Below are 24156 nucleotides of genomic sequence, written 5' to 3' on the forward strand. Positions count from 1 at the left end.
CCTTTCATAGCAGAGTTTATGAGGCAGGTTAGTGTGCCTGCCTCCTATTCGAAATTCGTATGTCTATTCCAAGCTCCACTCTTCAAGAATCATTTGCGCAATAGAAGCTAATACACGAATGTCGATTACATTTGCGCCGATCACATCTGCTTTCTCAATTTCAAACCAGTTTGGATCTTTGGAGGTGACACCATAGAAATTCGCTATGATCGACAGATCTCGAATCGTAACCTTCGTTTGTCCCTCGATCAGTGTCACAATCTTCGCTTTGAAAACTTGAAGAGCTTTGTTTAGTGTCGTTACAGCCTCATCTATTTGCCACTGACTGCTTCCTGTATTCTTGGCTGTGTTAATGGCTGCCAGCAGAAGCGCTTTTGATCCCGCAGCGTACTTGCCGACCTTTGTACCTTCGATTGCCCTGTCATGTTTTAATTGTGCTTCTGCAATCAATCGGTTTAACTCCGTCCTGTCACCAGGAGCTGATGGGATCACCGATTCGTTAAACACTTTTACTGCTGCATTCAAGCCGTTAAGCGCTGCGGTGACTTGCGTAACTGTGGCATTCGGATCATTCTTCACATCAATCGCACTGTTGATTGCTGCATGCAATGCCGCCTTAGAACCCGTTGGGTACTGGCCCGGCTGCGTGCCTTCCATTGCGGCATCATGTAACGCCTGCGCTTGTTCGATTGCCGTATTCAGCGCTGTTTTGTCAGCGAGGAGCACTTCCATCGAGAGCACAGCTCGCGATACATTCATCATTGTTCCCTTCCCACTATCCGACACTTGGAAATCAGACAGAGATACCGTTGTATTGCCTGCTGGCGCACTCGGTTTCACCTTCGCGTGGAGGCGGAACAGATAGCCACCGTCAATACCTGCTTGCTGCTGGCCTGAGGTGACCATGATGATCCGAATCTGGCCAAGCTCGGGTTTAACCGCCGTTCCAAACACTTCGAAATTCGGCTTCAACGACTGAATGACCGATGGGTCCAGCGAAAGGTAAGTACTCTCCCCAACCGTCTGGAATTCGAATTTCTGCGGGTCATAATGAACAATAACATCTAGTGCTGTGATGCTTGAGCTAACATTTTCTGCACCAACCGTCCACTCCGTTTCCTGTCCTGCTATGACAGTGTTACTTCCTGATAAAACAGCCATATCTTTTTCTGCGGAAGCTGCGGTTACCGTAACATTTAGCGAAGCCGTCTTGCTGCCATCTTCTGTCGTCGCAGTTATGACGCCATTTACTTGATCTGCTCCCTTATTGGTTGCTGTTACAGTTGCTTTGGTAGTATCACTTGCTTCATCATAATGAACATTTGTGATGATAATGTTCTCGTGATTCGACTCAAAATGTACACGCTTATTTGCAGCATTTGCCGGAAGCACTGTCGTAGCAATTTCGATGCTTTCTCCATCCTTCATTTCGAGCGAAGTACGATCCAAGCTTATGCCAGTAACGGGCAAACCAGCCTGATTGTTATATACCTCCAGCTCAGCTAATTGGAGCCTATAGTAAATATCGTCTGCTGCCATTTCCCCAAGCTTATTAACTGACAGCCTCACATATCTAGCGGTTTGGTTTTCAAACGTATACAGCTGTGGCAGCATCAACGGATTCGGCTCTCCAGTCATCCTCTTTACTTCTATATAATCTCCTCCATCAGCCTTAACCTGAATAAGGAAATCGATAGGGTAGGAAGCGGTTCGTGAATCTTTTGTACTGGAGTCCGTTCTTGGATACAACACCACACTATTCAGATCTTGATTGGCACCCAGATCAATCTCTACCCAAAGCGGGTTGTTTTCCTGAGATTGCGAAGGAGATCCTGTTGATGAATATTTTCGCGCCAAATTGCCGTCCGTGAGCCCTGCTGCCCCCCACTCTGGCGAAATCTCCAACGTTTCGCGTGCGGTTGCCTTTTTGCCTAACGCCAGATTCGCCCCGGTAACTACGATCAACTTAATAGAGGAAGTAAGCACAACTTCTCCTGATTTTACAGTTGCCGTAATTTCTGCGGAGCCGGGTCCAACTGCAGCTGCGATTCCGTTATCAGCAACCTTGATCACATTAGTGTTGCTGCTCTCATACTTGATCTCAGCGTTAGTGAAATCGGCTTCCAGGCCATTATCCATACTTCCGCTTAATATAAGCTGAGTTTGTTCACCTTGCTGCAGCTTCGATGCTTTGCTGCTTAAGTTGATGCTTTCCAGCTTTAAGTTGGAATCAGCCATCGTACTAGCGAACGAGTATGCTCCAGATCCGACCGAATAGACCGCTTTGTCCCCTTCCATTCGCAAAAACTTGACACCAACGGCTTCTTCAGCAAGCTGTCCGCCTTCGCTCACGGATGCTTTATCTACCGCTGGTATGTATACAGTCGCTGTTGTATTAACTGGAATCGTCACATTCAGCTTGAAGGCTGAGCCCTCCTGCTCCCAGCGGCTCTTGATCAAGCCATAAATAGACTTGTATTCTCCATTCACATGGCTAAACTCACCTCCAGGTGTAGGCTGAATGATAATATGTTTGAATCCGGGCTGCTCAGGATCTGCCTCGATTCCTGCCGCATAGCGGAACATCCATTCTCCAACGGAGCCAAGCGAATAATGGTTAAAAGAGTTCATTCCTGCGTCACCGAATCCATTCTCCTGTGTATAGGAATTCCATCTCTCCCAAATGGTCGTTGCGCCATTTTTGATGCTGTATCCCCATGAGGGGTACGTATCGTTCGTCAACAAGCGATAAGCAACCTCTGTATAGCCCGCTTCTGTAAGTACCGGCAGCAAATAACCTACACCAAGAAAACCAGTCGACAGATGCCAGTTTTTACTCTTAATATTGTTAACTAGATGCTCAGCAGCTTTCTTCTTGATATCTCCATCCAATAAATCCATGTGCAGAGCAAACACATAACCTGCTTGCGTATTGCCTTTGATCTGTCCGTCCAAACCAACAAACGCGGTGTTAAAAGCAGCTTTAATATCTTTGAATAATTGACTATATTTCTCCGCATCGTCTGTTTTCCCAATAATCGCTGCCATTTTGGACAACAAATTCGTGCTATATGCAAAATAGGCCGTATTCACCACATCCGTTGGTGTGGTTTCATTCACGCTCAACCAGTCTCCGTAACCACCGGCTGGCCGAATGAGCTTGTTGCTGTTCGTTTTGAGAAACTCGATCCATTTCGCCATCGCATCATAATGCTCTTTGATAACGGAAGTGTCGTTATAAGCTAAATACAATGTCCATGGGATAATAACGCCTGCATCTCCCCAGCCGTTGCTTCCGTTACCCATCCCGCTAACATTTGGCGCAACGTCCGGGAACGCTCCATTTGCCCCCTGAGCATCAACAACATCCCGCATATACTTCTCGTAAAACCCTGGAACTTCCATGTTATAGGTAGCAGTACGAACGAACACCTGCGCGTCTCCTGTCCAGCCCATTCGTTCATTACGCTGCGGACAGTCTGTTGGAACGCTTAAAAAATTTCCGCGTTGTCCCCAAGTGATGTTGCTGTAAAGCTGATTGACCATCGGATTTGAGGTTTCAAATGTCCCGGTCTTCGGTGTATCGGTGTGAACAACAATCCCCGTTATGCTATCTAAAGCAGGTTCACCCGGATATCCGGTCACTTCTACGTAACGGAAACCGTGGAATGTGAAATGCGGTTCATATTGCTCAAGACCACTTCCATTTAGGACATATTCATCTGTTTGTTTAGCTGTACGCAAGTTCTCCGTGTAAAGCGTCCCATCATCATTCAGCATCTCGGCAAACCGCAGCTTCACTTTCGTTCCGGCAGTGCCTTCGACTTTTAACCTTGCCCAGCCAACCATGTTCTGTCCCATATCAAAAATGTAAGTGCCGGCACTTGGCTGCTTCACTGAGATCGGCTTCAATTCTTCCGTCGCCTTGACGGTAGGACCTACCTGTGCAACCAGCTTCCCGCGGAAATGGCTGACCTCTTTTACATCGTTCCATGATGAAGCATCATAATTCGAACGGTTCCACTTATCCATTTCTTTGCGAGCGTCATATGTCTCTCCCATCAGAATGTCGGAGTAGCGAACGGGTCCCGAAGTCGTTGAATGCCAAGAAGAATCGGTCATTACCGTTTCACTTGTGCCATCCTCGTATTCAATTTTTAATTGGAATAAAAACGACAGCTCTGTTCCGTACTGATTTGGACCAACATGTGCCACATTTCCCGCGTACCAGCCGTCACCCAGCATTGCCCCAACCGCATTTCCTCCTTCAAGGAGCATGTCGGTTACATCATAGGTCTGATACTGCAAACGCTTATTGTAATCCGTCCATCCTGGATTAAAGTAATCGCTGCCTACTCGTGTCCCATTTAGGCTGAGCTCATAAAGTCCAAGCGCCGTCGAGTAAACAGTCGCTTTACGCACTGGCTTCGCTATTTCAAAATCTTTCCTCAACATAGGTGAGCTTCTACTCTCGACTTTCTGATAAAAGGTGCCGTTCTCTACGAGAAGTTTTCCATCTTCCGTTAATTGCCCCCCTTCAAAGCTTGCTGCTTCCTTATCATCAAAATTTGCTTGAAACAACTCCTTGCCGTGTTCATCCTTAATGACGATATTGTCGAACAAGGCGCGCTCATTCGTCCTTGCGTCTTTATGCTGGCGGAATCCAATAGGACCGAACGAAATATTGTCATTTTTCATCGTGTCGATTAACTCATTGTTGATATAGGTTTTGATTTCTTTGCCATTCACTTCAATTTTCAGATGATAAGCAACATTCAATTGCTTGTCATTCGGAATGACCCGTGAAATATCTACTTCCTTCATAAGCTTCGTACCGCCGACATTCGTGTGTGGCCGAAACTGGGCATATGCTTTTTCTTTTACATTAAACTGCCAGAAAAAATTATTGGAGGCATTAGATCCGCCAAACAAAATGGCAGCCCCATCATTTAATATTGTAAAATCCAGCTCGATGGAATAGCTTGACGGCACGGTCGCAGGTGTGGAGGCGGCAATCCACTTGGCTTGCCAATCAGCTGGCGCGAGCAATCCCATTTCCCACGAGCCCGGTTCACTCCATGCTGAAGCGTGATCATTGTTATCCCAAACCTTCACTTTCCAGAAATAACGTTCTCCAGATTGTAAAGCTTCTCCTTTGTATTCCACATTGTTGGAATCGCTGGACATGATTTTGCCAGAATCCCATATGTCTCCTTCATTGCCAGCCAAACGGCTCTCTTCTGAAGCGACGATGATTTGATAGGCAGTTTGCATCTGTGCTCTCTCTGTTGATTCAAGCAACCAGCTGATTCTCGGCTTGGTGTTATCGATTCCGATTGGGTTATGGCTATACTCTGTATGTAAGTCGTATGCAGTCATTTGGCCCGTTCCTTCTGCTCCTAATGCGGCTACTGGCTGTAATAATGCAATGACAAGAACAGTTGCTAAAAATAAACCAAGCAGCTTCTTCCTGAACAAACTACTCATTTGCCAAAACACTCCCTTTTTCATTACATTGGTATCGCTTTCAATTTGGAATAATAAACATAAATCCATAAAAAAATAGCCGGGAGTACAAGAAAGGATATCCTGCTTGCTGCAGGTCCTTCAACGACTACCCGGCCAATCTTCTCATTCTTCGATTATGTGTAATGATGAAAGGTTGTTTTAATAAACATCCTTCCATTCAGCGATGTTAGAGGAATCGAATTTGAAGGGATCGCCAAGCATAATTTGCGTGCCTTCACCATCTTTCACGACTTCTTTCTCACCTAGTTTGCCAGCTGTCAGTTTATCCCCAACCGCACCTGTAATCTTGCCATTCACTAATGCATCTGCTGCATAACCGGACAAGTAACCAACATCAATCGGATTCCACAAATACATCCACTGACATACGCCGCTCACGATATATTCCGCCATTTCACTTGGCAGGCCAAGACCGGTCAATTGCACTTTTCCAGTGAGACCCTTATCCGTTAAAACCTTGCCCGCAGCCGCGATTCCTACTGTCGTCGGTGCAATAATACCTTTCAGATCCGGATAAGATTTCAAGAGCGCCTCTGTCTCAGACACGCTTTTATCACGCAAATCATCACCATAAGCCACTTTAACGAGCTTGATTTTACTGTATTTCGAATCCTCCAGCTCTTTCTTCATCCATTCGATCCAAGTGTTTTGGTTGGTCGCTTGCGATGTCGCGCTCAGGATCGCAATTTCGCCTTCGCCGCCAATCATTTCCGATACGCCTTGAATTAGTGTGCGGCCGATACGCTCAGGATCTGCTTGATTTACATGAACCATTCGACTGGCTGCGTTTACCGCTGAATCTAAAGAAAGGACTTTAATTCCTTGATTCATCGCCTTCTTCAGCGCCGGCTGGAGCGCATCCGGATCATTTGCCGCAATCGCGATCACGTCCACCTTTTGCGAGATAAGCTCTTCAATCATTTGAATTTGTGCTTCTGCTGTCGGCTGATCAGGCGCCTTCAAAATCGCTTCATATCCGAGCTCTTCAACAGCATTTTTGTAGCCTTCCATTTGCTTCTCACCGTATGGATTGCCCGTGTTTTTAAAGATAATGGCATATTTCTTCTTTTTCGTGCTGTCCGTTGTGTCATTTCCCTTGTTTTTCTCTGTAACTTCGCTCTTGTTGCTACCCGTATTTTTGGAATTGCTGCCGCTGTTGCCTCCTCCGCATGCGGTTAACATCGAGATCGTAAGCAAAACAGTTAAGCATACGGATAACACCTTGTTTCTTTTCATTGTTTTTCCTCCCTTTTTTTGTCCAATCCTTTATATACAAAACAGCCGATCGACTGTATTGCACCAACTTAAGTTTTCTTCGTACGACTCCGACCTACTTTAAGCCTCGGAACAGCGACGGCGAATATAAGCAGCAAGCCTATAATAATGAGCAGAATTTGCGCTTGTACGTTGACTAATCCTAAACCATAACGAAGGAAACCTATGAGGAAGACCGCTAGTATGGCTCCTACCATTCTTCCTTTTCCTCCAGCCGTGCTAATGCCGCCAAGAACAACCATGGCAATGACATCGAGTTCATACCCCATCGCAATATTAGGACGCGTGCTTCCCATACGGGAAGTTAGAAACAAAGCAGTCACAGCGGACATCAGTCCTGCAAGCGTAAAGACGATTACTTTTACACGATCGACATTCACGCCTGAGAAGCGTGCCGCATTGATGTTATTCCCCATCGCGTACAATTGCCGGCCGAACACGGTTTTGTGCAGCAGTAAGCTAAACACTATGGCAAATACCGCAAAAACGATCAAGATAAACGGAATCGGTCCCACGTACCCCCAGCCCAAATAGCTAAACCACTCTGGAAAAGATCCTGCTGCTTGATCCTCCAAAATAATGTAGGCGATTCCCCGATATATAATCATCGTTGCCAAAGTAATGATGACCGCGGACAATTCCTTGTACTTCACAATGAGGATGCCGTTAATCCATCCGCAAAGGGTGCCCACTGCCAAACAAATGACCATAGCTAGCACAATAGGGACACCATTATTGAATAAGTCCGCCATAATAACAGACGATAGAGCCACAATCGATGCGACGGATATATCGATATCTGCGAGGATGATGATGAACACCATAGGGAGCACGATAAATGCTTTATCCAGAAAACCCATTGTTGCATCTCGCAAATTATCGTAATCCCAATAAAACTCTGATAGATTCATATTCATGACGGTTATGGCAAGAAACAATACAACCAACATCCATTCCCACTGAAGGAAAAACCGTTTGAAGGAAAAATCCTGCTTATTCGTAACAATTCTCGGCTCCATAGCGTTAGATTTTCCTCCTCATAAGATTGTTGCGATCAACGCCCCGCTTGACGATTGCATTAATAAGGACCGCGATCAAAATAATTGCGCCTTGAATGCCGTTCTGCCAAAATGGCGATACGTTAATCAAAGGAAGTGCATTGTTCAAAATACCTAGCAATATAGAGCCAAGGATGATGCCAGATATTTTGCCAGAACCGCCTGCAATGCTCACACCGCCTAGTACACACGCAGCAATTACGCTGAGCTCATAACCCGATGCCGTATCTCCTTGCGCTGATGCAAATTTGGACACCCATAGCACACCCGCTAAGCCGGAGAGACCGCCCATAATGGAATATACGAGCCATAATATTTTGTCTACCTTAATGCCGCTTATGACAGCCGAATCTGGATTGCTTCCAACAGCATAGATTTGTCTGCCCGTACGGGTATGATTAACGAAATAATAAGCGACGAAATAAATGAGGATTGCAATAAAGATAAGATTATTGATTCCGAGCGTTGTTCCCGTTGCCATCGCTTTGAAACTTGTAGGCATTTGATGTGCACTAACCCATTTGCCCCCACTAGTTAGATAAGTAAACCCGCGGAACACGTTCATCATCCCTAGTGTGGCTATGATGGGCAGGATACCGATTTTGGAAACCAGAAAACCAATGATCACACCGCTGACAAGTCCCGTTAAAGTGCCGATCAGAAGGGCGACGACAGCTGGAATTTCTGGAAATGCACTGACTGTCTGTGCCGCGATCATGCCTGAAAGAGCCAATGTTGCACCGATGGAAAGGTCAATTCCGCGGGTAACGATAACGAGCATCATCCCCACAGCCAATATGCTTAATATTGCGGTGTTCGTCACCATATCGTTTATATTTTCCAAGGTCAAAAAGCTGGGATTGCGAAGCTGAACGCCAATGGAAAGCAAAACAATAAATCCGAGTAGTCCTAGCTCTCTGAATTTGGCGATCTTAGCGCTGAGCGTGCGCGTTGGCCTTGTAGCTCTAAGCGAAGCTGCGGTTATACCGTTCGTACTGAGTTCTCTCTCCTGCATGTGTCATGCCCACCTTTAATGTTGTTGTATAAGAGGGCGATCGTCAGCCATTGATGCTTGAAGAATCGCTTCCTGCGAGATCGAATCGCGATCCAGAAAAGCCGTTATCCGGCCCTCGCGCATGACGGCTACCCGATCACACATCCCAATCATTTCAGGCATCTCGGACGATACCATCAGAATTCCATACCCTTGACATGCCAAATCGCTAATCATTTCATAAATGGCAGATTTGGCGCCAACATCCACACCTTTGGTTGGTTCATCCAAAATGATGACATCCACATCAGCAGTCAGAAGCTTTGCAAATACAACCTTCTGCTGATTGCCGCCTGAGAGCGAGCTGGCCAAATCAAATATGCTTTTTGCTTTAACATTTACCTTCTCAGCTAACTGCTTAGCGATGCTCGCTTCCTTATCGGTGTTAAGAACACCCTTGCTTGATATCTTCTCAAGCGATGATAATGTAATATTTCTACCGATGCTCCACTGTAGAACGAGCCCCTGCTTCTGCCTATCCTCCGGCAAGTAGCCAATCCCCATACGCATCGCATCGATCGGTTTTCGGATGTTTACTTCCTGCCCCTTGAAGAACACCTTCCCTTTATCGCTTCGCTCAATGCCGAAGATGCTTTGGCAAACCTCAGTCCGTCCTGCCCCAACGAGCCCAGTCAACCCTAAAATTTCCCCTCTTCGCAGCGCAAAAGAAATATCAGCAAAGTAGCCTGTTCTGCCAAGTCCTTCAACCCGAAGCAATTCTTCCCCAATCTGCGCTTCCTTCTTTGGAAACAATTGCGTAATTTCACGACCTACCATCGCAATAATTAGATCTTGGTTCGATATTTCATCCACATTCCAAGTTCCGATGTATCTGGAATCCCGGAATACGGTCACCTTGCTGGCCAGTCGATACATATCCTCGAAGCGATGAGAGATAAAAATAATAGCTGTTCCCTTGTCACGCAAACGCTCTGTAATCCGGTATAAGTCTTCGCTTTCCCTATTGGTAAGAGCAGCTGTTGGTTCATCCATAATAATGATCTTCGCATCAACAGAAAGCGCCTTCGCAATTTCGACGATTTGCTGCTCAGCTACACTTAATGCTCCCATTTGCGTTTTGGGGCTGAATGCTGCGCCAAGCTCCTTCAGAAGCTTATCGGCCTCCTTATGCATTTCGTTCCAAAGAATCCGCTTAGTTCCTTTTTGAATTTTCTCATGCCTCATAAATATATTTTCTGTGACGCTTAAGTCAGGATAACAAGTAACATGCTGATAAATGGCTGCAATACCCATCCGCTTCGCATCCGTAGGATTTTTAAAATCCACGCGTTGTCCATCAAAGAGGATCTCGCCGACATCTGCAGGGTGGACACCGGTAATCACCTTAATAAAGGTTGATTTCCCCGCTCCATTTTCGCCCATCAACGCATGAATCTCACCGGGCTTTAGCTTAAAATAGACATTATCAAGCGCCTTGACGCCTGGAAAAGTTTTTGTAATTCCCTCTAGCTCCAAAATGTACTCGGCCATTGCCGAATCACCCTCCATCCTTCGCTGTTCTCTACATGCTGCTGCTTCTTGCTTCCTTCTAGCTCTACCTTACCGAAATTGCAGATCGTGAAGAAGGAGACATTCGTTACTTATGGGGGAGTGTATTCGCTTTGTATATGGAATCCACATTGTATGGCTGTTTGTGAACAAAATAAAAAGGCAGGCGCTAGGCCTACCCTTTGGTTCATTTATCATAATGACGATCATTTCGAAAACTTCTGTTCTCGATATTTAGATGGCGTCTCCCCAGACCATTGCTTGAATAGCTTGCTGAAATACTTCACATCCTGATAACCAACCTGAACGCTTATATCGTAGAGCTTTAATTGTGAGTCAATGAGCAGCTCCCTTGCTTTCTCCATTCTAAGACCCGTGATGTAATCGAGAATCGTTTCGCCTGTTTGCGTCTTGAAATGTCGGCAGAAATAAGAGGGATTCATATAAACTTGCTCAGCTATACGCTTAATCGTTAAGTCTTCTTGTAGATTAGCTATGATCCAAGCTTTGGCCTGCTCTATCGGCTTCATGCTGCCGCTTTGACGCATTCGCTTCATTTCCAGAACAAGCTGAGCGATCTGCTGATCGAGTTCCACTTTGAGCTCATTAAGATTTATCGCCCGTTTAATCGTTTGAAGTCGGCTCTCGAGCGAATCTAACATTGGCGTATTCACTTTCATTTCAACGCCGACCGAATGGATAAGAATAAATGCGTTCATTATTGCTCGTTGAATCGCGGCAGGCGAATCCATTTTTTCAAGACGAGCAAAAAACTCCTTCGTAAACTGAACCGCTGCTTGCTCATTTACTTGTTCGACTGCCTGCTTCATTCTCTGCGCAATATGTACAAGCTCATTATCCATTTGGTCTGAAGAACTCTCCGTCTTGAATTGAATGCCATCTCGGCCAAACAACTGATTGCCGCCATATAATAAACGATAATACATTAATGATAAGGCTTGATCCTTTGCTTCTGGCAGCAAATATAAATCCTCAATCGAGCTGCCGCATGAAACCGAAACTGTAAATGGCGTGTAGGACTGAATCGCTGAACGAATTTGACCAGACAGCTCGATCGATGTTTTTTCTAATAAACCGTTGTTTTCGCCATAAGCCTCGGAAAGATGCAGCAATATCCAAAAATTCGAATCGTCCCCTCTCCAGCACCATCCTATGATTTCTGATTCATTCGAACATTTCTCTACCATTTCTTTGATGATATTCTCAAGCACATAAACATAAGCTTCCCAGTCTTTTGGGGTATAACTTCTTGTCTTTACAGGAAGAGCATCAAGGCTTACATATTGAAGGACGTACCGGCCTTTCGGAAACTCATCCACCCAATATCCCAGCCGCGAAATATCGAGCCCTGCCGAAGTGACATAGCTTAACAGTTGCACTTGCTGCGATGTTTTTAGCTCCTCTGATTTTCGTTCCATCTCATTCCATTTCATATGCTGAAACCGTCCGCTTTCGATTTTCACCTTGATTTCTGCCATTCGATTCTTAAACTGTTCCCGGTCAATCGGCTTTAAAAAATAATCAACAGCTCCTTCTCGAAGCGCTGTCTGAATATATTGAAATTCATCATAACCACTAATTACAAGCGGGAAGAAGGAGTAATGGCGTTTGCCCTCGCTTATTAACGTTAGACCATCCATCACAGGCATCTTCACATCCGTAATAAGCAAATCTACTGCTCCTTGTGACTGATGCAAATAATCCATTGCTTCTTTGCCATCAGTCAGCGTCGCAACGATTTCCCACCCCTCACCGCAAGAGCGTATGAGTCTAGCAATGCCGTTTCGAATCATTTCTTCATCATCTACAATCAATGTTCTGATCGCCTTGTGCATGCTTACTCCTCCTTGCTTTTCGATTTTTCTGCCACATCGTTTAGGGTGATGACAGGAATACGGATAATAACCTCTGTTCCCTTGCCAAAAATGCTATGAAGCTGCAACCCATACTGCTGGCCTAACATAATCATAATTCTAGCGTTTACATTGCTTAGCCCAAACCCAGAATCCTTGTGGGCTAGTGTCTCCGATCTGAGTGACCTCTCGAGCTTCTCCAATCGATCATGATCGATACCCGGACCGTTGTCCCATATGCGAAAAACGATATCTTCCTCACCTGAACGCGCACCAAATTCACGACTAATGCTTAGCCGAATATCAAGTCCTTTACGGGTTTCAAGACCATATTTAATGGCATTCTCAATAACCGGCTGCAAAATAAATTTGGGTGTATAAAAGGATTCGATGTCCGTTTTTTTATCGATTTCAAACAACAGCCGATCATTGAATCGATATTTCTGAATGGTCAAATAATTACTAATATGCTGGACTTCATCCGCAATCGCTACAAATTTGTTTTTGTTGCTAACCGAAAAACGAAGCATACGGCCAAGCAGTGTAACCATCTCGACAACCATTTCCGATCTGCCGTCCTCTACCGCCATGTTAATGGTCTCCAGCGTATTGTACATGAAGTGCGGATTGATCTGAGACTGCAGGGCGTACAGCTCTGCTTCCTTCTGTCTAATTTTGATATCAAAATTCGTTTCGATCAGCTCATGAATCGTAGCTACCATCGAATTAAAGCTGCGCGCGAGTGCTCCAATCTCATCATTGCTTTCGACCTTAAGGTCCACCTGAAACCTGCCCATTTCTACATCCTTCATTAGACGGGAAAGCTTCTTGATCGGCCGCGTTACATTCATTGCGAAGAAAATCGAAATGATCGAAGTAATGAGGACAAAGCAAATAAATACAAAAATGGTCACATTCATAACCAAATCTGTACGCTCTGTTAAATATTTTAGCGGTATGCTATGAGCTAGTATCCAATCAAAATCATTCGATTCGCTAAGGCTGACGATCACCGCTTTTTTCCCTGACCCTTTTCGAAAGCTGCCGTTAAGAATGGGATATCGATTTATTTCTTGATCAAAGTCTCCTATTTTCTCCTCATCTGTATGAAAGATGATTTCGCCCTCACGGTTCATCAGCCATAAATCCGCTGTATTATTTTGTTCAAACTCCCGCAATATGTTGTCAATAAAAGAGAGCTTCACCGCAACCAGCATCGTCGCCAGGCTTTTGCGGTTATCCACATCATTCATCTGTTTCATGATCAGTACATAGGGTTCGTTATTCTCGAATGTCAGATTGATTTGGCTAGGAAGAATAATTTTCGCTTTTCCCCGTAAATCAAGATCCTGGCCATAAGGGATAAAAGCATTATCCGCATTAAGACCTGTGAACTTTGACCTCGCACTGTAAAAAAACCTGTTTTTCGAAAATATGAAAACACCCATAACATCGGGGTTCCCCGTATTTAAATAAGTACGTGCTAAATAATTGTTTACCTCGAATTGGTCCTGATTCAGCTGTGAACGGCTCTGATAGGAGTCGCGACGCAAAATAGCGATCATATTGTCCGAGTTGAACATTAACGTATGCAGCTCTGCAAAATCCTCCATATGCTTCGTAATATTCGCATTTGCTTGATACAGAAAACGCGGCATATATTCACCAATTTGTTCTTCAATTGATTTTGTGTACTGCAAATAAGAAAAAGTACCGAGCAGCGACATGGGGATAACGCTAAGCAGTAAATAAACTAATATAAGCTTGGAGCTGAGCCGATAGTTTCTGAAGCGCAATTGCTCTGGAAATTTAAAAATCATATTGATCCACATTCTCTGCTGTAAAATCGATCGGTTCTCCCATAATGACCGTATCCCCGTTCACCCTAATAGTGCCGACATTATAAATGTCTTGACCATCATACGGCAGCTTGCCTTCGAGTAGATTTTTTGCAAGCACAACAGTTAAATATCCAAGTTTTTTGGGGCTCCAAAGTGTCGACATTTGTGCAGAGCCGTCCTTTAAATAATCGCGCATCAAATTCGGCGTGGAGAGACCGACAACTTTGACCTGACCTGTCTTACCAGCTTCTCTTACAGCTTGTGCTGCAGCTGGTGGCCCTACAGAAGAATTGCCGATAATGCCTGCAAGATTCGGGTACTTGGCTAACAGTTGTTTTGCTTTCTCATAAGCCTTTTGCGGATCATCTTCCGTCTCTACAATATCAATCAGCTTCATTTTGGGATAAAACTCACTCTGCTGATGTTTGATCCATTTCAGCCATTCATTATGATTAGAAGCAGAGAAAGCTCCTGTCATAATTGCGTATTCGCCAGTTTCCTCGGTGTTCCATGCAAGCGTATCCAATAAATGGCGGCCTAATGTCTCTGTATCGACCATGTTGACAAAAAAATCTCTGCCTTCTGGATTCGTATCTGCATCCCACGTAATGACCTTGATCCCCTTGCTTTTGGCTTCCAGAATGATGGGCAGCAGCTTTTCTGGATCGTTTGCAGAAACTGCAATCGCATCTACCGACAAATTGATAAGATGTCTAATCACATTAATCTGCTTTGATGCATCTGCGATTGGTGGCCCTTCATAAATGACATTAACGTCTAAATCATTAGCTGCTTCCATCGCACCTTCTTCTGCGACATTAAAATAAGAAATCCCCATCACTTTTGGTACGATGCCGATGGTGTACTTTCGATGATCTTCCTGTTTCTCTGAGGTTGAATTCGATTTAATGGAATGGATCACGTCATATTCACTTTGTGAGTAACGCCCCTGACATGCGGTTGCAGTAAAAAATAATAACAGGATAACAATCATTTTCCTGAACATGCCTTCACCCTTTTCCATTAACCGTTTGCGATAGTTTCATTAAATGATGACAAAAAATTCGTAGTGGCTTAACAACTGCCTTAGCATTGAAAGCGTTTACCTAAATCAATTGAATTCTTCTTTTTATTGACGCCACCCCTCGCTGGAATTCATAGCTACTCTATTCTACATTCAGCTTAGCTATCCTCCCATTAAGTAAAATTGATAATAGTTAAATTCAATACTAACTCCTACACTGAAATTGTTTGGTACATTGCTCACATGAACGAAACATATCGGACACATTTAGCAAGGAAATGACTACTTCGAGCTATTATTTTCAGGCACCATTTCCTTTTATAATGATAGGACTAACGAAATAGATTCAGAAAGGAGAAATGAAACATGCTGTATTGGATTATTTTAGGAGGATTATTTCTGTCAGGCGGCTTATATCTCATGCTGAATGGAGCAAAGCTTGTTCAAGAAGACAACATAATTCAGGATAAGATGGCGAAATCATATGTATCAACACCTCATGAGGATGTCATTTCGTAAGCATACACCACATTTGATGCTGCAACAAAAAACTTAATAAAAAACAATTGGATCATACGGTGACCGCTCTCCTGCTCGTTGGTGCGAAGCAGCCCATTCAAAAAAACTTGTCGTTTGGGCGAGGAAATGGTCATCCACTTATCTTGATAAATATAAATAAACACTCGAAAGAAAAAAAGTGTTTAGAAACTCTATGTTAAGAGATGAATAAAGGGTCTACTCTATAAGTCACTTTGACTTGTGGAGTAGACCCTTGTTTTTCTTTGTTATAGGCTGAATCTATTGATTAATGGTTCTTTGGAATTTATTTATGTTCAGCCAGCCATGCAGCCAAACTTTGAATCTGTTCCGTCGTTAAGCTGCTCTCGAACTTTGGCATACCCTTACGACCATTGGAAACAACATCCACTATTTCCTCTTCTGTCAGCTTGGCCCCGACCTGCTGTAAATTAGGGCCGGCTCTTCCCTGCAGCTCCGTGCCATGACAAGAAATACACCTTTTCTTATAAAGTGCCACCGCCTCGCTGCTCTCTGTACCTTCACCGCTGTTGCCCTTATTTGGCACTTCTCCTGTTGTTCCCCCGCCGCAAGCAGATAATAACAAGACGAAAACAATCACAGCACCTACTGAACACTGTTTTAAACTACCCATTTTAGGTTTGCCTCCTCTCATTTTTGTCGTGGTAACATTACATTTTGATAAAATCCCCTTCATAGGTTTATCCGCCGAGTCGGGCTCGGTGATTCACATGAAGGTTGTACTAGTGTGCTTGGATAGCTTTGATAGCTTTGATAGCTTTAAAAGCTTCAAAAGCATCGATTGCTTTAATATCATTTTCTTTTATACTTACTTGCTTACGCATGACTCGATAGAGCTATTGCTGGATAAAGTCATATCTTTGTAATAAAGTTTACGATAAATAGCCACATTGAAGCATTTCTCACTGTCCACTTTTCATTCCTACAGGTATAACAAATCTATTCCTCTTCACTTGTCCTTGCTCATCTACGTGTATGAATTGAAACAATCTCTATTAGCAAAATGATATTACAGGCACTTATTAAGAAAAATACGAAGAAGCGGAAGTCGCAAAAGTAGAACAGTCAGTCCTTATTCCATAAACATCAACTTAAAAGGACAGCTGTATTTTGATAATGATGCAGCTTTATTGTCTTTCATAATACAATCATTGGCTCATTTCGTTTTCACTTTTCTAGCCAAAACAGAAAAAGGCTCTCTCAAAAGTAGATTTGTCTACGTTTGAGACAGCCCCAATTTAATAGTGCCATAGGATGAAGAATGATTAATACTTTGAAACTCATTATGTACTGTCATTTATCCAAATTCACGAAGCAGCCTAAAATTTAGACGCTCAAAAACCTTTGTCCACAGCTGTTATTATTAATGGATAAATCGCTTACGAACCCAGCAGCTCTTATATAGACCTTTTGTAGTGAATTTATTTTTTAACGAACTCCACAATCGTTATTTCGTGGAAAATCACGCCTAACACCCTTTACAGTATGAAATAACGACGTTACGGTTCGTTAAAACTTTAGAAGAGTAATTTTCTGCATAATAAGGTTGATACAGTTCGTTAGCGAATTGGGCATCGGATGGTATGCGCTGACGGTCAGACAAATGATAAAACACAAAAGCCTATTCAAGCAAAAAAAATATCTTGAGATTTCACTTTTCATGCATCTAGGCTTTCTAAGTAGTAAACTACGACTGGGAGGCTCTGTTTACCCTATACGCAGCAGCTCAAGTTCGCTTGCACACAGAACCTCCAGCGAAGGATTCATCCGTCATATGCAGCAACGTATTTCTCTCCTCAAAAGTTTTTGCATATGTCGATAACTTTCATAAAAGATGTGGTGAGTCATTCAAGCTCATACATAGCCTTATTGAAATATCGTGATGAAATCGCAGTTTCTTCAATCAAGCACTAGTAGTGTCAAGTGCTCCTCGCGTATTTCGGCTTGTACATCTTCCCTAACAGCCAAGCCGATCAGAAACACTAGACGATGAAATAAGATAAAGTTACACCAATAACTAGAACGAGAAGTGTAACTATATATTCTTTTGATCCTTTTAGAAACTTCCAATCTACAAATGATTGAAAGCCCGCAATGATAAAAATGAACAACATACAAAACCATTTCAGAGCATTTCCTTCTAAATCAATAAAAATAATAATTGCTGTTGCTACGCTTGCTGCTACGATCATTCCCCACATACTCACTTTTTTACCCTTATCTGAAGTTTCTTTTTTTGCGGTTCCAACTATCCATTTTCTTAAAAATAAACTAGCAAAAACGAGTAGTATGCCTACTAATCCAATTTGACCACCCATTAAATCACTCCCTCGTACTCAATCCCATACTTCCGACCACTTGAGCCTCCAAAATGACCTTCGCTACTGATTTATCCTAAAATATTCTCATCGTAAACATTCAACATATAAATTCTTAGACGAAATATCTTTCCCATTATCTTATTATCAAATTTCATATATTTAGCTTCAACAATCATGGTGCTGAATAAATAAAATAATTTCCCTGACACGGTTCGGCTGATTACAGTTGATCCTTTTATCAAAGCTGTATAACAGCCTAATTTTTCATAAAGCTTATTGAATAGTTCTTCATCTATCCTCTTCTTCGGCCGCAGATCAAAAATAATTTGTTTTATTATCAAATCCAATTCTTTTTCCAATTCGAGTAAGCGATCATCGATCATTATGTATCCCCCTCAAAATACAAAATGTAAATGTTAGCGATATCCCCCCTTGTTTACATCAAATGAAATCAAAACCCATTTCATTTGTTTTTGATCCATTGTGGAGAATAAATTTGGCCAACTCATCATTATTTAAACCAAGAACAAATTCCGTGTAATTGTAAGTAACATACTACGTTTATGAAGCTCAAAAGGGAAGGAATGATTATGCGATTGTTAAGTCGCTCCAGTTTTATTTCATAAAGTTTAATTATTTCATTTGCAGGGTAATATACACACAATAAATTAAGCGAGGTGAGGCTAACGAATGTTCTCTTCATTAAAAAGGTTTTTAATCGGACGACCATTAAAATCAACGGAATTAGGCGAGCAAAAACTGAATAAAACAAAAGCTCTTGCCATTCTTTCTTCAGATGCCTTATCTTCAGTGGCATATGGTCCTGAGCAAATATTGTTAGTCTTGATCACCGTTAGTGCAGCCGCTTTTTGGTATTCCATACCGATTGCCATTGGTGTATTGATTTTATTATTAGCACTTATTTTATCCTATAGGCAAATTATTTTCGCATATCCTCATGGCGGAGGAGCTTATGTTGTATCCAAAAAAAATCTAGGTGTATACTCTGGGTTAGTAGCCGGAGGCTCACTGTTAGTTGACTATATCTTAACGGTAGCGGTAAGTGTATCTGCCGGAACAGATGCCATTACATCTGCTTTCCCAAGCTTGCATCCTTATAATGTGATCATTGCGATTATTTTTGTATTATTTATAACCATCTTGAATTTAAGGGGAGTAACGGAGTCCGCTTCAATATTAGCCTATCCGGTTTATTTATTTGTTTTAGCCTTATTCATTTTAATCATTGTAGGCATTTACAACATTCTATTAGGCAATGTCTCGCCAGAATTACATACACCTATTGGAACGCCAGTGGCGGGAATCAGTTTGTTTCTGCTGCTGAAAGCTTTTTCCTCCGGAAGTTCTGCTTTAACTGGGGTTGAAGCTATCTCGAACGCAATACCCAACTTTAAAAGCCCGTCTCCAAATAATGCTTCCAAAACGTTAATTGCGATGGGATCGCTGCTTGCCATATTATTTTCTGGAATCGTATTTTTAGCTTATTACTATGGAATTAGTCCGAGGGAAGAAGTCACCGTTGTTTCAGACATTGCTGAACATACGTTTGGTCGGAACTTTATGTATTATTTTATTCAAGGAACAACCGCATTAATTCTGATCCTTGCTGCTAATACGGGATATTCTGCTTTCCCCTTGCTGGCAGTCAACTTAGCCAAAGATAAATTCATCCCTCGAATGTTTACCATTAGAGGAGACAGATTAGGTTATTCCAACGGCATTATTATTCTAGGCGTTTTCTCAATCCTGTTGATTATAGCATTTGAAGGCCGAACTGAGCATCTCATCCCGCTTTATGCCGTAGGTGTATTTATCCCCTTTACCCTCTCGCAGACGGGTATGATGGTAAAATGGATTCGTGAAAAACCGCAAGGCTGGATATCGAAGCTAATCATTAACTCAACAGGTGCGGTTATAAGCTTTATCGTCACCATGATGTTCTTTTTAACCAAATTCGCACAGGTGTGGTCCGTATTAGTTTTTCTTCCTCTTATCATTTTGCTCTTTCACCGAATTAGAAAGCATTATGAATCTGTAGCCGATCAACTGCGAATTACGACCTCTGAAGCAGCGATACCAATTGAGGGGAATGTGATCATACTTCCTGTGGCTGGTATTACACATGTGGTTGAGAACTCATTGAACTATGCTAAATCGCTATCTGCTCACCAGATCATTGCTGTTCATATTCCATTTGAAAGAGAGGATGAATTCACTTTCGAAGAAAAATGGAAAACGTGGCAGCCTGATGTGAGACTTGTTACTTTACATTCGCCTTATCGAAGCATCATTCAACCATTAACTAAATTTATTGATACCGTTCAGCGCAAGGCGAGTGAATCAAATTACAAAGTAACTGTCATCATCCCGCAGTTTATTCCAAAGAAAGGTTGGCACAATATGCTGCATAACCAATCCAGTTTATTGATTCGTGCTCACTTGTTATATCGAAAAAATGTGATCGTCACTACAGTACCTTATCACTTAAAAAAATAATGACTTGAACGATTATGATGCAATGGTTCCATGAATAAAAGGCTGCCGATGGCAGCCTTTTATTGCTATCTAGTTGCTGCGATCAAATGACCATTGTTATCCATGCCTCGAAAAACAAATCCCCTATTGTCCTTAGGATTTATTTCTTGATAAGAAACTGCATACCCATTTCGTACAGGTAATTCAATATATACCGTTGAGTCGCTCTTAATAAATTCCAAATTGTCCTCTTCAACATTGCTAAAATTATCATTGCTAATAATGACTCGCTTTATCTCTGGGTTAACCGTAGAAAATGCAAAAATAATATCGTACATTTTGTTGGCATTCAATTGAGCTGACCATGTTCGTTGAATCGTATTCGGTTCATTAGCGCTTGGTGCTAATGGAGAGGTCTCGGATAAGCGATATAGAAATCCCCATTTCTTCGTAACGAGCTTAACATAATCCATATCCTCCATTTTCCATATTACTAGTTTATCCTTCCCGAATGCTTGCTGATACACCGCTTCTCCGTCTGCACGAGCATATGCTTTTTTCAGTGCTTTACTTTCACTAAAAACATACCCGCTTCTATTTCCAAAATAAACTAGGAGAAGAAATACACATACAGAATAAATAAGTAATCTTGACCGTTTTGGCTTCATCTTGTCTCCTATTCGTGATTAATGATCTTACATAGGTTAGATTTCTTTCTAATTTTATGTTTTCAAAATAATCCCATAATTTACAGACGTGTAATATGATTGAAAGTTGCGCATAACAGATCGTTCCTTTTACAAAGAAAATAGAAACTGTATACTTGTATCCTCCCATGAACACAAAAAAGTTGAGCAGAAGTTTTCCTTCTACTCAACTTTTTTGGGGCTGCGCATGGGTTACTCCACGCCGTCCTTGAAGTTTTTAGTATAGTTTTTATCACCTTTGTGCTCCAGGTCCTTCACCGTTTTCTCAAGCGTAGACACAATTTCTTCTTTAACCTGTGTCAGCGTTTCGTAAAACAACGCCTCTTCCGTACCTATGATTTTGACGCCGCTAATGGCCTGCATGGATTGAAAGCGTCTGTGCTGATCAGCAAGATCGTCAATCGCTTTCAACGTGTGCATCGTTTGCAGAAATAGATCCTTATGTTGCTGGTTGGAAAGTCGATCCTCAAGTTGTTTCATTCGTGTGTTCATCGGCACTCTTCCCTTCATTTACAATATGAGGATGGCTACTTCAAGCAGTTCCTTACTTCCATTGTATAATTTTCCTTCTGTCAAAAACAACTTTTATCCTTCGCACTCCAAAATCACTGTCTCCATACGCCATCTGAAACAAAAAAACTCCTACACAGATAACATGAAAAATGAATTCATGATTATCTGCTAGGAGTTTGTGTTGGTTTTAAACGTTATTCGTTATTATCCATCCATTGAAAGTGGAAGCTTCCTTCTTTATCAAGGCGCTGGAACGTATGTGCTCCAAAATAATCCCGTTGCGCTTGCAGTAAATTAGCAGGAAGTCTTTCAGTACGATAGCTGTCATAATACGCTAATGCGGATGCAAACGCTGGAACCGGAATACCTCTAGTTACGGCAATAGAAATGACTTTTCTCCAAGCCTCCTGATAGTTCTCAACAATATTGCTGAAGTATTCATCCATCAATAGGTTGTTCAGAGCTGGGTTGCGGTCATAGGCATCCTTAATATTTTGCAAAAACCTTGCACGAATAATACATCCTCCACGGAAGATCATCGCAATGCTGCCATATTTCAAATCCCAGTTATAAGCGTCAGAAGCAGCTCTCATTTGGGCAAATCCTTGCGCATAGGAAGCGATTTTGCTTGTGTACAGCGCTTTGCGAACAGCTTCAATAAATTCCTGCGGATCACCGTCGTAGCTGGATACCGCTGGGCCGTTTAATTTTTTGCTGGCAGCCACACGTTCTTCTTTCATAGCGGAGATAAAGCGTGCGAACACGGATTCCGTAATGATCGACAATGGCACACCCAAATCCAATGCACTTTGGCTAGTCCACTTGCCAGTACCCTTTTGTCCTGCTGAATCGAGAATGACATCTACCATTGGTTTGCCTGTTTCCGGATCAATTTTCTTGAAAATATCAGCCGTTATCTCGATCAAATAACTATCCAGCTCGCCATTGTTCCATTCCGTGAAAATGTCATGAAGCTGGCTAGTGTTCAGGTTCAACACATCTTTAAGCAGGTGGTACGCTTCGCCGATGAGCTGCATATCGCCGTATTCGATGCCGTTGTGTACCATTTTGACATAGTGCCCAGCGCCGTCAGCACCGATATAAGTGCTGCACGGATCACCATTCACTTTTGCTGAAATAGCTGTCAAGATTGGCTCTACAAGCTCGTATGCGTCTCTTTGTCCGCCTGGCATGATGGCTGGTCCGTTAAGCGCACCCTCTTCGCCGCCAGAAACGCCGGCTCCGATAAAGCGGAAGCCTAATGCTTGAAGTTCTTTGTTTCTACGCTGTGTATCTGGAAAATAGGCGTTTCCGCCATCAATTAGAATATCTCCTTGATCCAGATACGGCACCAACTGATTGATCGTATCATCTGTCGGTTGACCCGCTTTCACCATGATAAGAATTTTACGCGGCGATTCCAGTGATTGTACGAATTCTTCCACACTGAATGCGCCGACAAAATCTTTTCCTTGTGCCTCCGCCAATAGTTCATTTGTTTTCTCTGCTGAACGATTATACACAGCAACCGAGAAACCTTTGCTTTCTATATTCAAGGCTAGGTTTTTACCCATTACGGCCAAACCAACCACGCCAATTTGTTGTTTTTTCATGATAACTGCCTCCCTGTCATTACTATCCTGTTGTAGATAAACATTTATGGATTAACGTTTGGAAAACGCAGCTTATTGCTGCGCCGTTTTCTTCCAGTCAGCTGCGAACTTCTCCATGCCTTGATCCGTTAGAGGATGTTTGGAGATTTGTTCGATTACAGAGAACGGAATCGTTGCTATATGTGCTCCAGCCATCGCTACACGAGTAACATGATCCGGGTGGCGAACAGATGCAGCGATGATTTGGGCATCCAGATTGTGCGTGCGGAACAATTCAGCAATCTTCGTGACGAGCAGAACGCCATCTTCCGAAATATCATCCAAACGACCGAGGAATGGAGAAACGTAAGTCGCTCCAGCGCGAGCAGCCAAAAGTGCTTGGTTCACAGTGAAGATCAATGTTACGTTTGTTTTCACGCCTTTTTTGGTCAAATAACGGCAAGCTTCTAGACCAGCTAGCGTCATCGGAAGCTTAATGGTAATGTTTTTATCATTGTTGTTGATTTTGATCAGTTCATTTGCCTGCGCGATCATTTCTTCAGCAGTTTCTGCATCAGGTGTTACTTCTGCTGATACCGATTCAACCTCAGGCACTTCGCGGAGAATTTCTGCTATGCGGTCTTCGAATTTCACGCCTTCTTTGGCAACCAAAGATGGATTCGTTGTAACACCAGACAATACACCGATTTTATAAGCTTTTTTGATATCTACCAAATTCGCAGTGTCGATGAAAAATTTCATAATTAAAACCTCCGTTTTTTTTATTAAATTTTTATTGTATTCA

The 24156-nt window shown here is 42.7% G+C and carries 17 protein-coding genes; 2 read left to right on the plus strand and 15 right to left on the minus strand.

From position 1 onward, the window contains the following. Positions 1-63: 63 nt before the first annotated feature. The 8 genes from AC0VYE_RS19355 to AC0VYE_RS19390 all read right to left on the minus strand — a co-directional run bounded on the left by AC0VYE_RS19355 (position 64) and on the right by AC0VYE_RS19390 (position 15146). Positions 64-5487, minus strand: a complete 5424-nt coding sequence (locus tag AC0VYE_RS19355; RefSeq protein ID WP_475442612.1) for a family 78 glycoside hydrolase catalytic domain — start codon at positions 5485-5487, stop codon at positions 64-66. Between the two features lie 180 nt (positions 5488-5667). Next, positions 5668-6765 (minus strand): rhamnose ABC transporter substrate-binding protein, encoded by a 1098-nt coding sequence (gene rhaS, locus AC0VYE_RS19360; protein ID WP_076265629.1) that lies wholly within the window; start codon positions 6763-6765, stop codon positions 5668-5670. A gap of 68 nt (positions 6766-6833) precedes the next feature. Next, complete coding sequence (locus AC0VYE_RS19365) at positions 6834-7823, minus strand: ABC transporter permease (protein WP_076265628.1); 990 nt, start codon at positions 7821-7823, stop codon at positions 6834-6836. 4 nt (positions 7824-7827) lie between these two features. After that, a complete protein-coding gene (locus AC0VYE_RS19370; RefSeq protein ID WP_475442613.1) occupies positions 7828-8877 on the minus strand; it encodes an ABC transporter permease in 1050 nt (349 codons plus the stop codon). 15 nt (positions 8878-8892) lie between these two features. Beyond that, positions 8893-10407 carry a sugar ABC transporter ATP-binding protein gene (locus AC0VYE_RS19375; protein WP_475442614.1) on the minus strand — a complete coding sequence of 505 codons (1515 nt, stop codon included), beginning with the start codon at positions 10405-10407 and terminating at the stop codon, positions 8893-8895. A 224-nt stretch (positions 10408-10631) separates the two neighbouring features. Then, a complete protein-coding gene (locus tag AC0VYE_RS19380) occupies positions 10632-12281 on the minus strand; it encodes a response regulator transcription factor (RefSeq protein ID WP_475442615.1) in 1650 nt (549 codons plus the stop codon). 2 nt (positions 12282-12283) lie between these two features. After that, positions 12284-14119: a cache domain-containing sensor histidine kinase gene (locus AC0VYE_RS19385; protein ID WP_475442616.1), complete on the minus strand. Its 1836-nt coding sequence runs from the start codon at positions 14117-14119 to the stop codon at positions 12284-12286. Further along, complete coding sequence (locus AC0VYE_RS19390; protein WP_076265625.1) at positions 14109-15146, minus strand: autoinducer 2 ABC transporter substrate-binding protein; 1038 nt, start codon at positions 15144-15146, stop codon at positions 14109-14111. Before AC0VYE_RS19390 ends, AC0VYE_RS19385 begins: the two co-directional genes overlap by 11 nt. A gap of 384 nt (positions 15147-15530) precedes the next feature. Here AC0VYE_RS19390 and AC0VYE_RS19395 point away from each other — a divergent pair, with 384 nt between their 5' ends. After that, positions 15531-15683 carry a hypothetical protein gene (locus tag AC0VYE_RS19395; protein ID WP_475442617.1) on the plus strand — a complete coding sequence of 51 codons (153 nt, stop codon included), beginning with the start codon at positions 15531-15533 and terminating at the stop codon, positions 15681-15683. 304 nt (positions 15684-15987) lie between these two features. Here AC0VYE_RS19395 and AC0VYE_RS19400 read toward each other — a convergent pair whose 3' ends face one another. The 3 genes from AC0VYE_RS19400 to AC0VYE_RS19410 all read right to left on the minus strand — a co-directional run bounded on the left by AC0VYE_RS19400 (position 15988) and on the right by AC0VYE_RS19410 (position 18426). Then, positions 15988-16335 (minus strand): c-type cytochrome, encoded by a 348-nt coding sequence (locus AC0VYE_RS19400; RefSeq protein ID WP_475442618.1) that lies wholly within the window; start codon positions 16333-16335, stop codon positions 15988-15990. A 1369-nt stretch (positions 16336-17704) separates the two neighbouring features. Beyond that, positions 17705-18040, minus strand: a complete 336-nt coding sequence (locus AC0VYE_RS19405; protein WP_076265623.1) for a DUF4181 domain-containing protein — start codon at positions 18038-18040, stop codon at positions 17705-17707. 71 nt (positions 18041-18111) lie between these two features. After that, positions 18112-18426 carry a hypothetical protein gene (locus tag AC0VYE_RS19410; RefSeq protein ID WP_076265622.1) on the minus strand — a complete coding sequence of 105 codons (315 nt, stop codon included), beginning with the start codon at positions 18424-18426 and terminating at the stop codon, positions 18112-18114. Between the two features lie 307 nt (positions 18427-18733). On the opposite strand from AC0VYE_RS19410, the gene AC0VYE_RS19415 reads away from it, so the two are divergent. After that, positions 18734-20560, plus strand: coding sequence for an APC family permease (locus tag AC0VYE_RS19415; RefSeq protein WP_475442619.1), 1827 nt, complete (start codon positions 18734-18736; stop codon positions 20558-20560). A gap of 65 nt (positions 20561-20625) precedes the next feature. On the opposite strand, the gene AC0VYE_RS19420 is transcribed toward AC0VYE_RS19415, so the two are convergent. The 4 genes from AC0VYE_RS19420 to fsa form a co-directional block, all read right to left on the minus strand. Continuing rightward, positions 20626-21207 carry a hypothetical protein gene (locus AC0VYE_RS19420; protein ID WP_475442620.1) on the minus strand — a complete coding sequence of 194 codons (582 nt, stop codon included), beginning with the start codon at positions 21205-21207 and terminating at the stop codon, positions 20626-20628. A gap of 231 nt (positions 21208-21438) precedes the next feature. After that, positions 21439-21738: a hypothetical protein gene (locus AC0VYE_RS19425; RefSeq protein WP_076265619.1), complete on the minus strand. Its 300-nt coding sequence runs from the start codon at positions 21736-21738 to the stop codon at positions 21439-21441. A 215-nt stretch (positions 21739-21953) separates the two neighbouring features. Continuing rightward, positions 21954-23372, minus strand: a complete 1419-nt coding sequence (gndA, locus tag AC0VYE_RS19430) for an NADP-dependent phosphogluconate dehydrogenase (RefSeq protein WP_076265618.1) — start codon at positions 23370-23372, stop codon at positions 21954-21956. Positions 23373-23444: 72 nt separating this feature from the next. Continuing rightward, positions 23445-24113 carry a fructose-6-phosphate aldolase gene (fsa, locus tag AC0VYE_RS19435; protein ID WP_076265617.1) on the minus strand — a complete coding sequence of 223 codons (669 nt, stop codon included), beginning with the start codon at positions 24111-24113 and terminating at the stop codon, positions 23445-23447. Positions 24114-24156: the final 43 nt, after the last annotated feature.

It is taken from the genome of Pristimantibacillus sp. Z349TD_6, assembly GCF_056173205.1.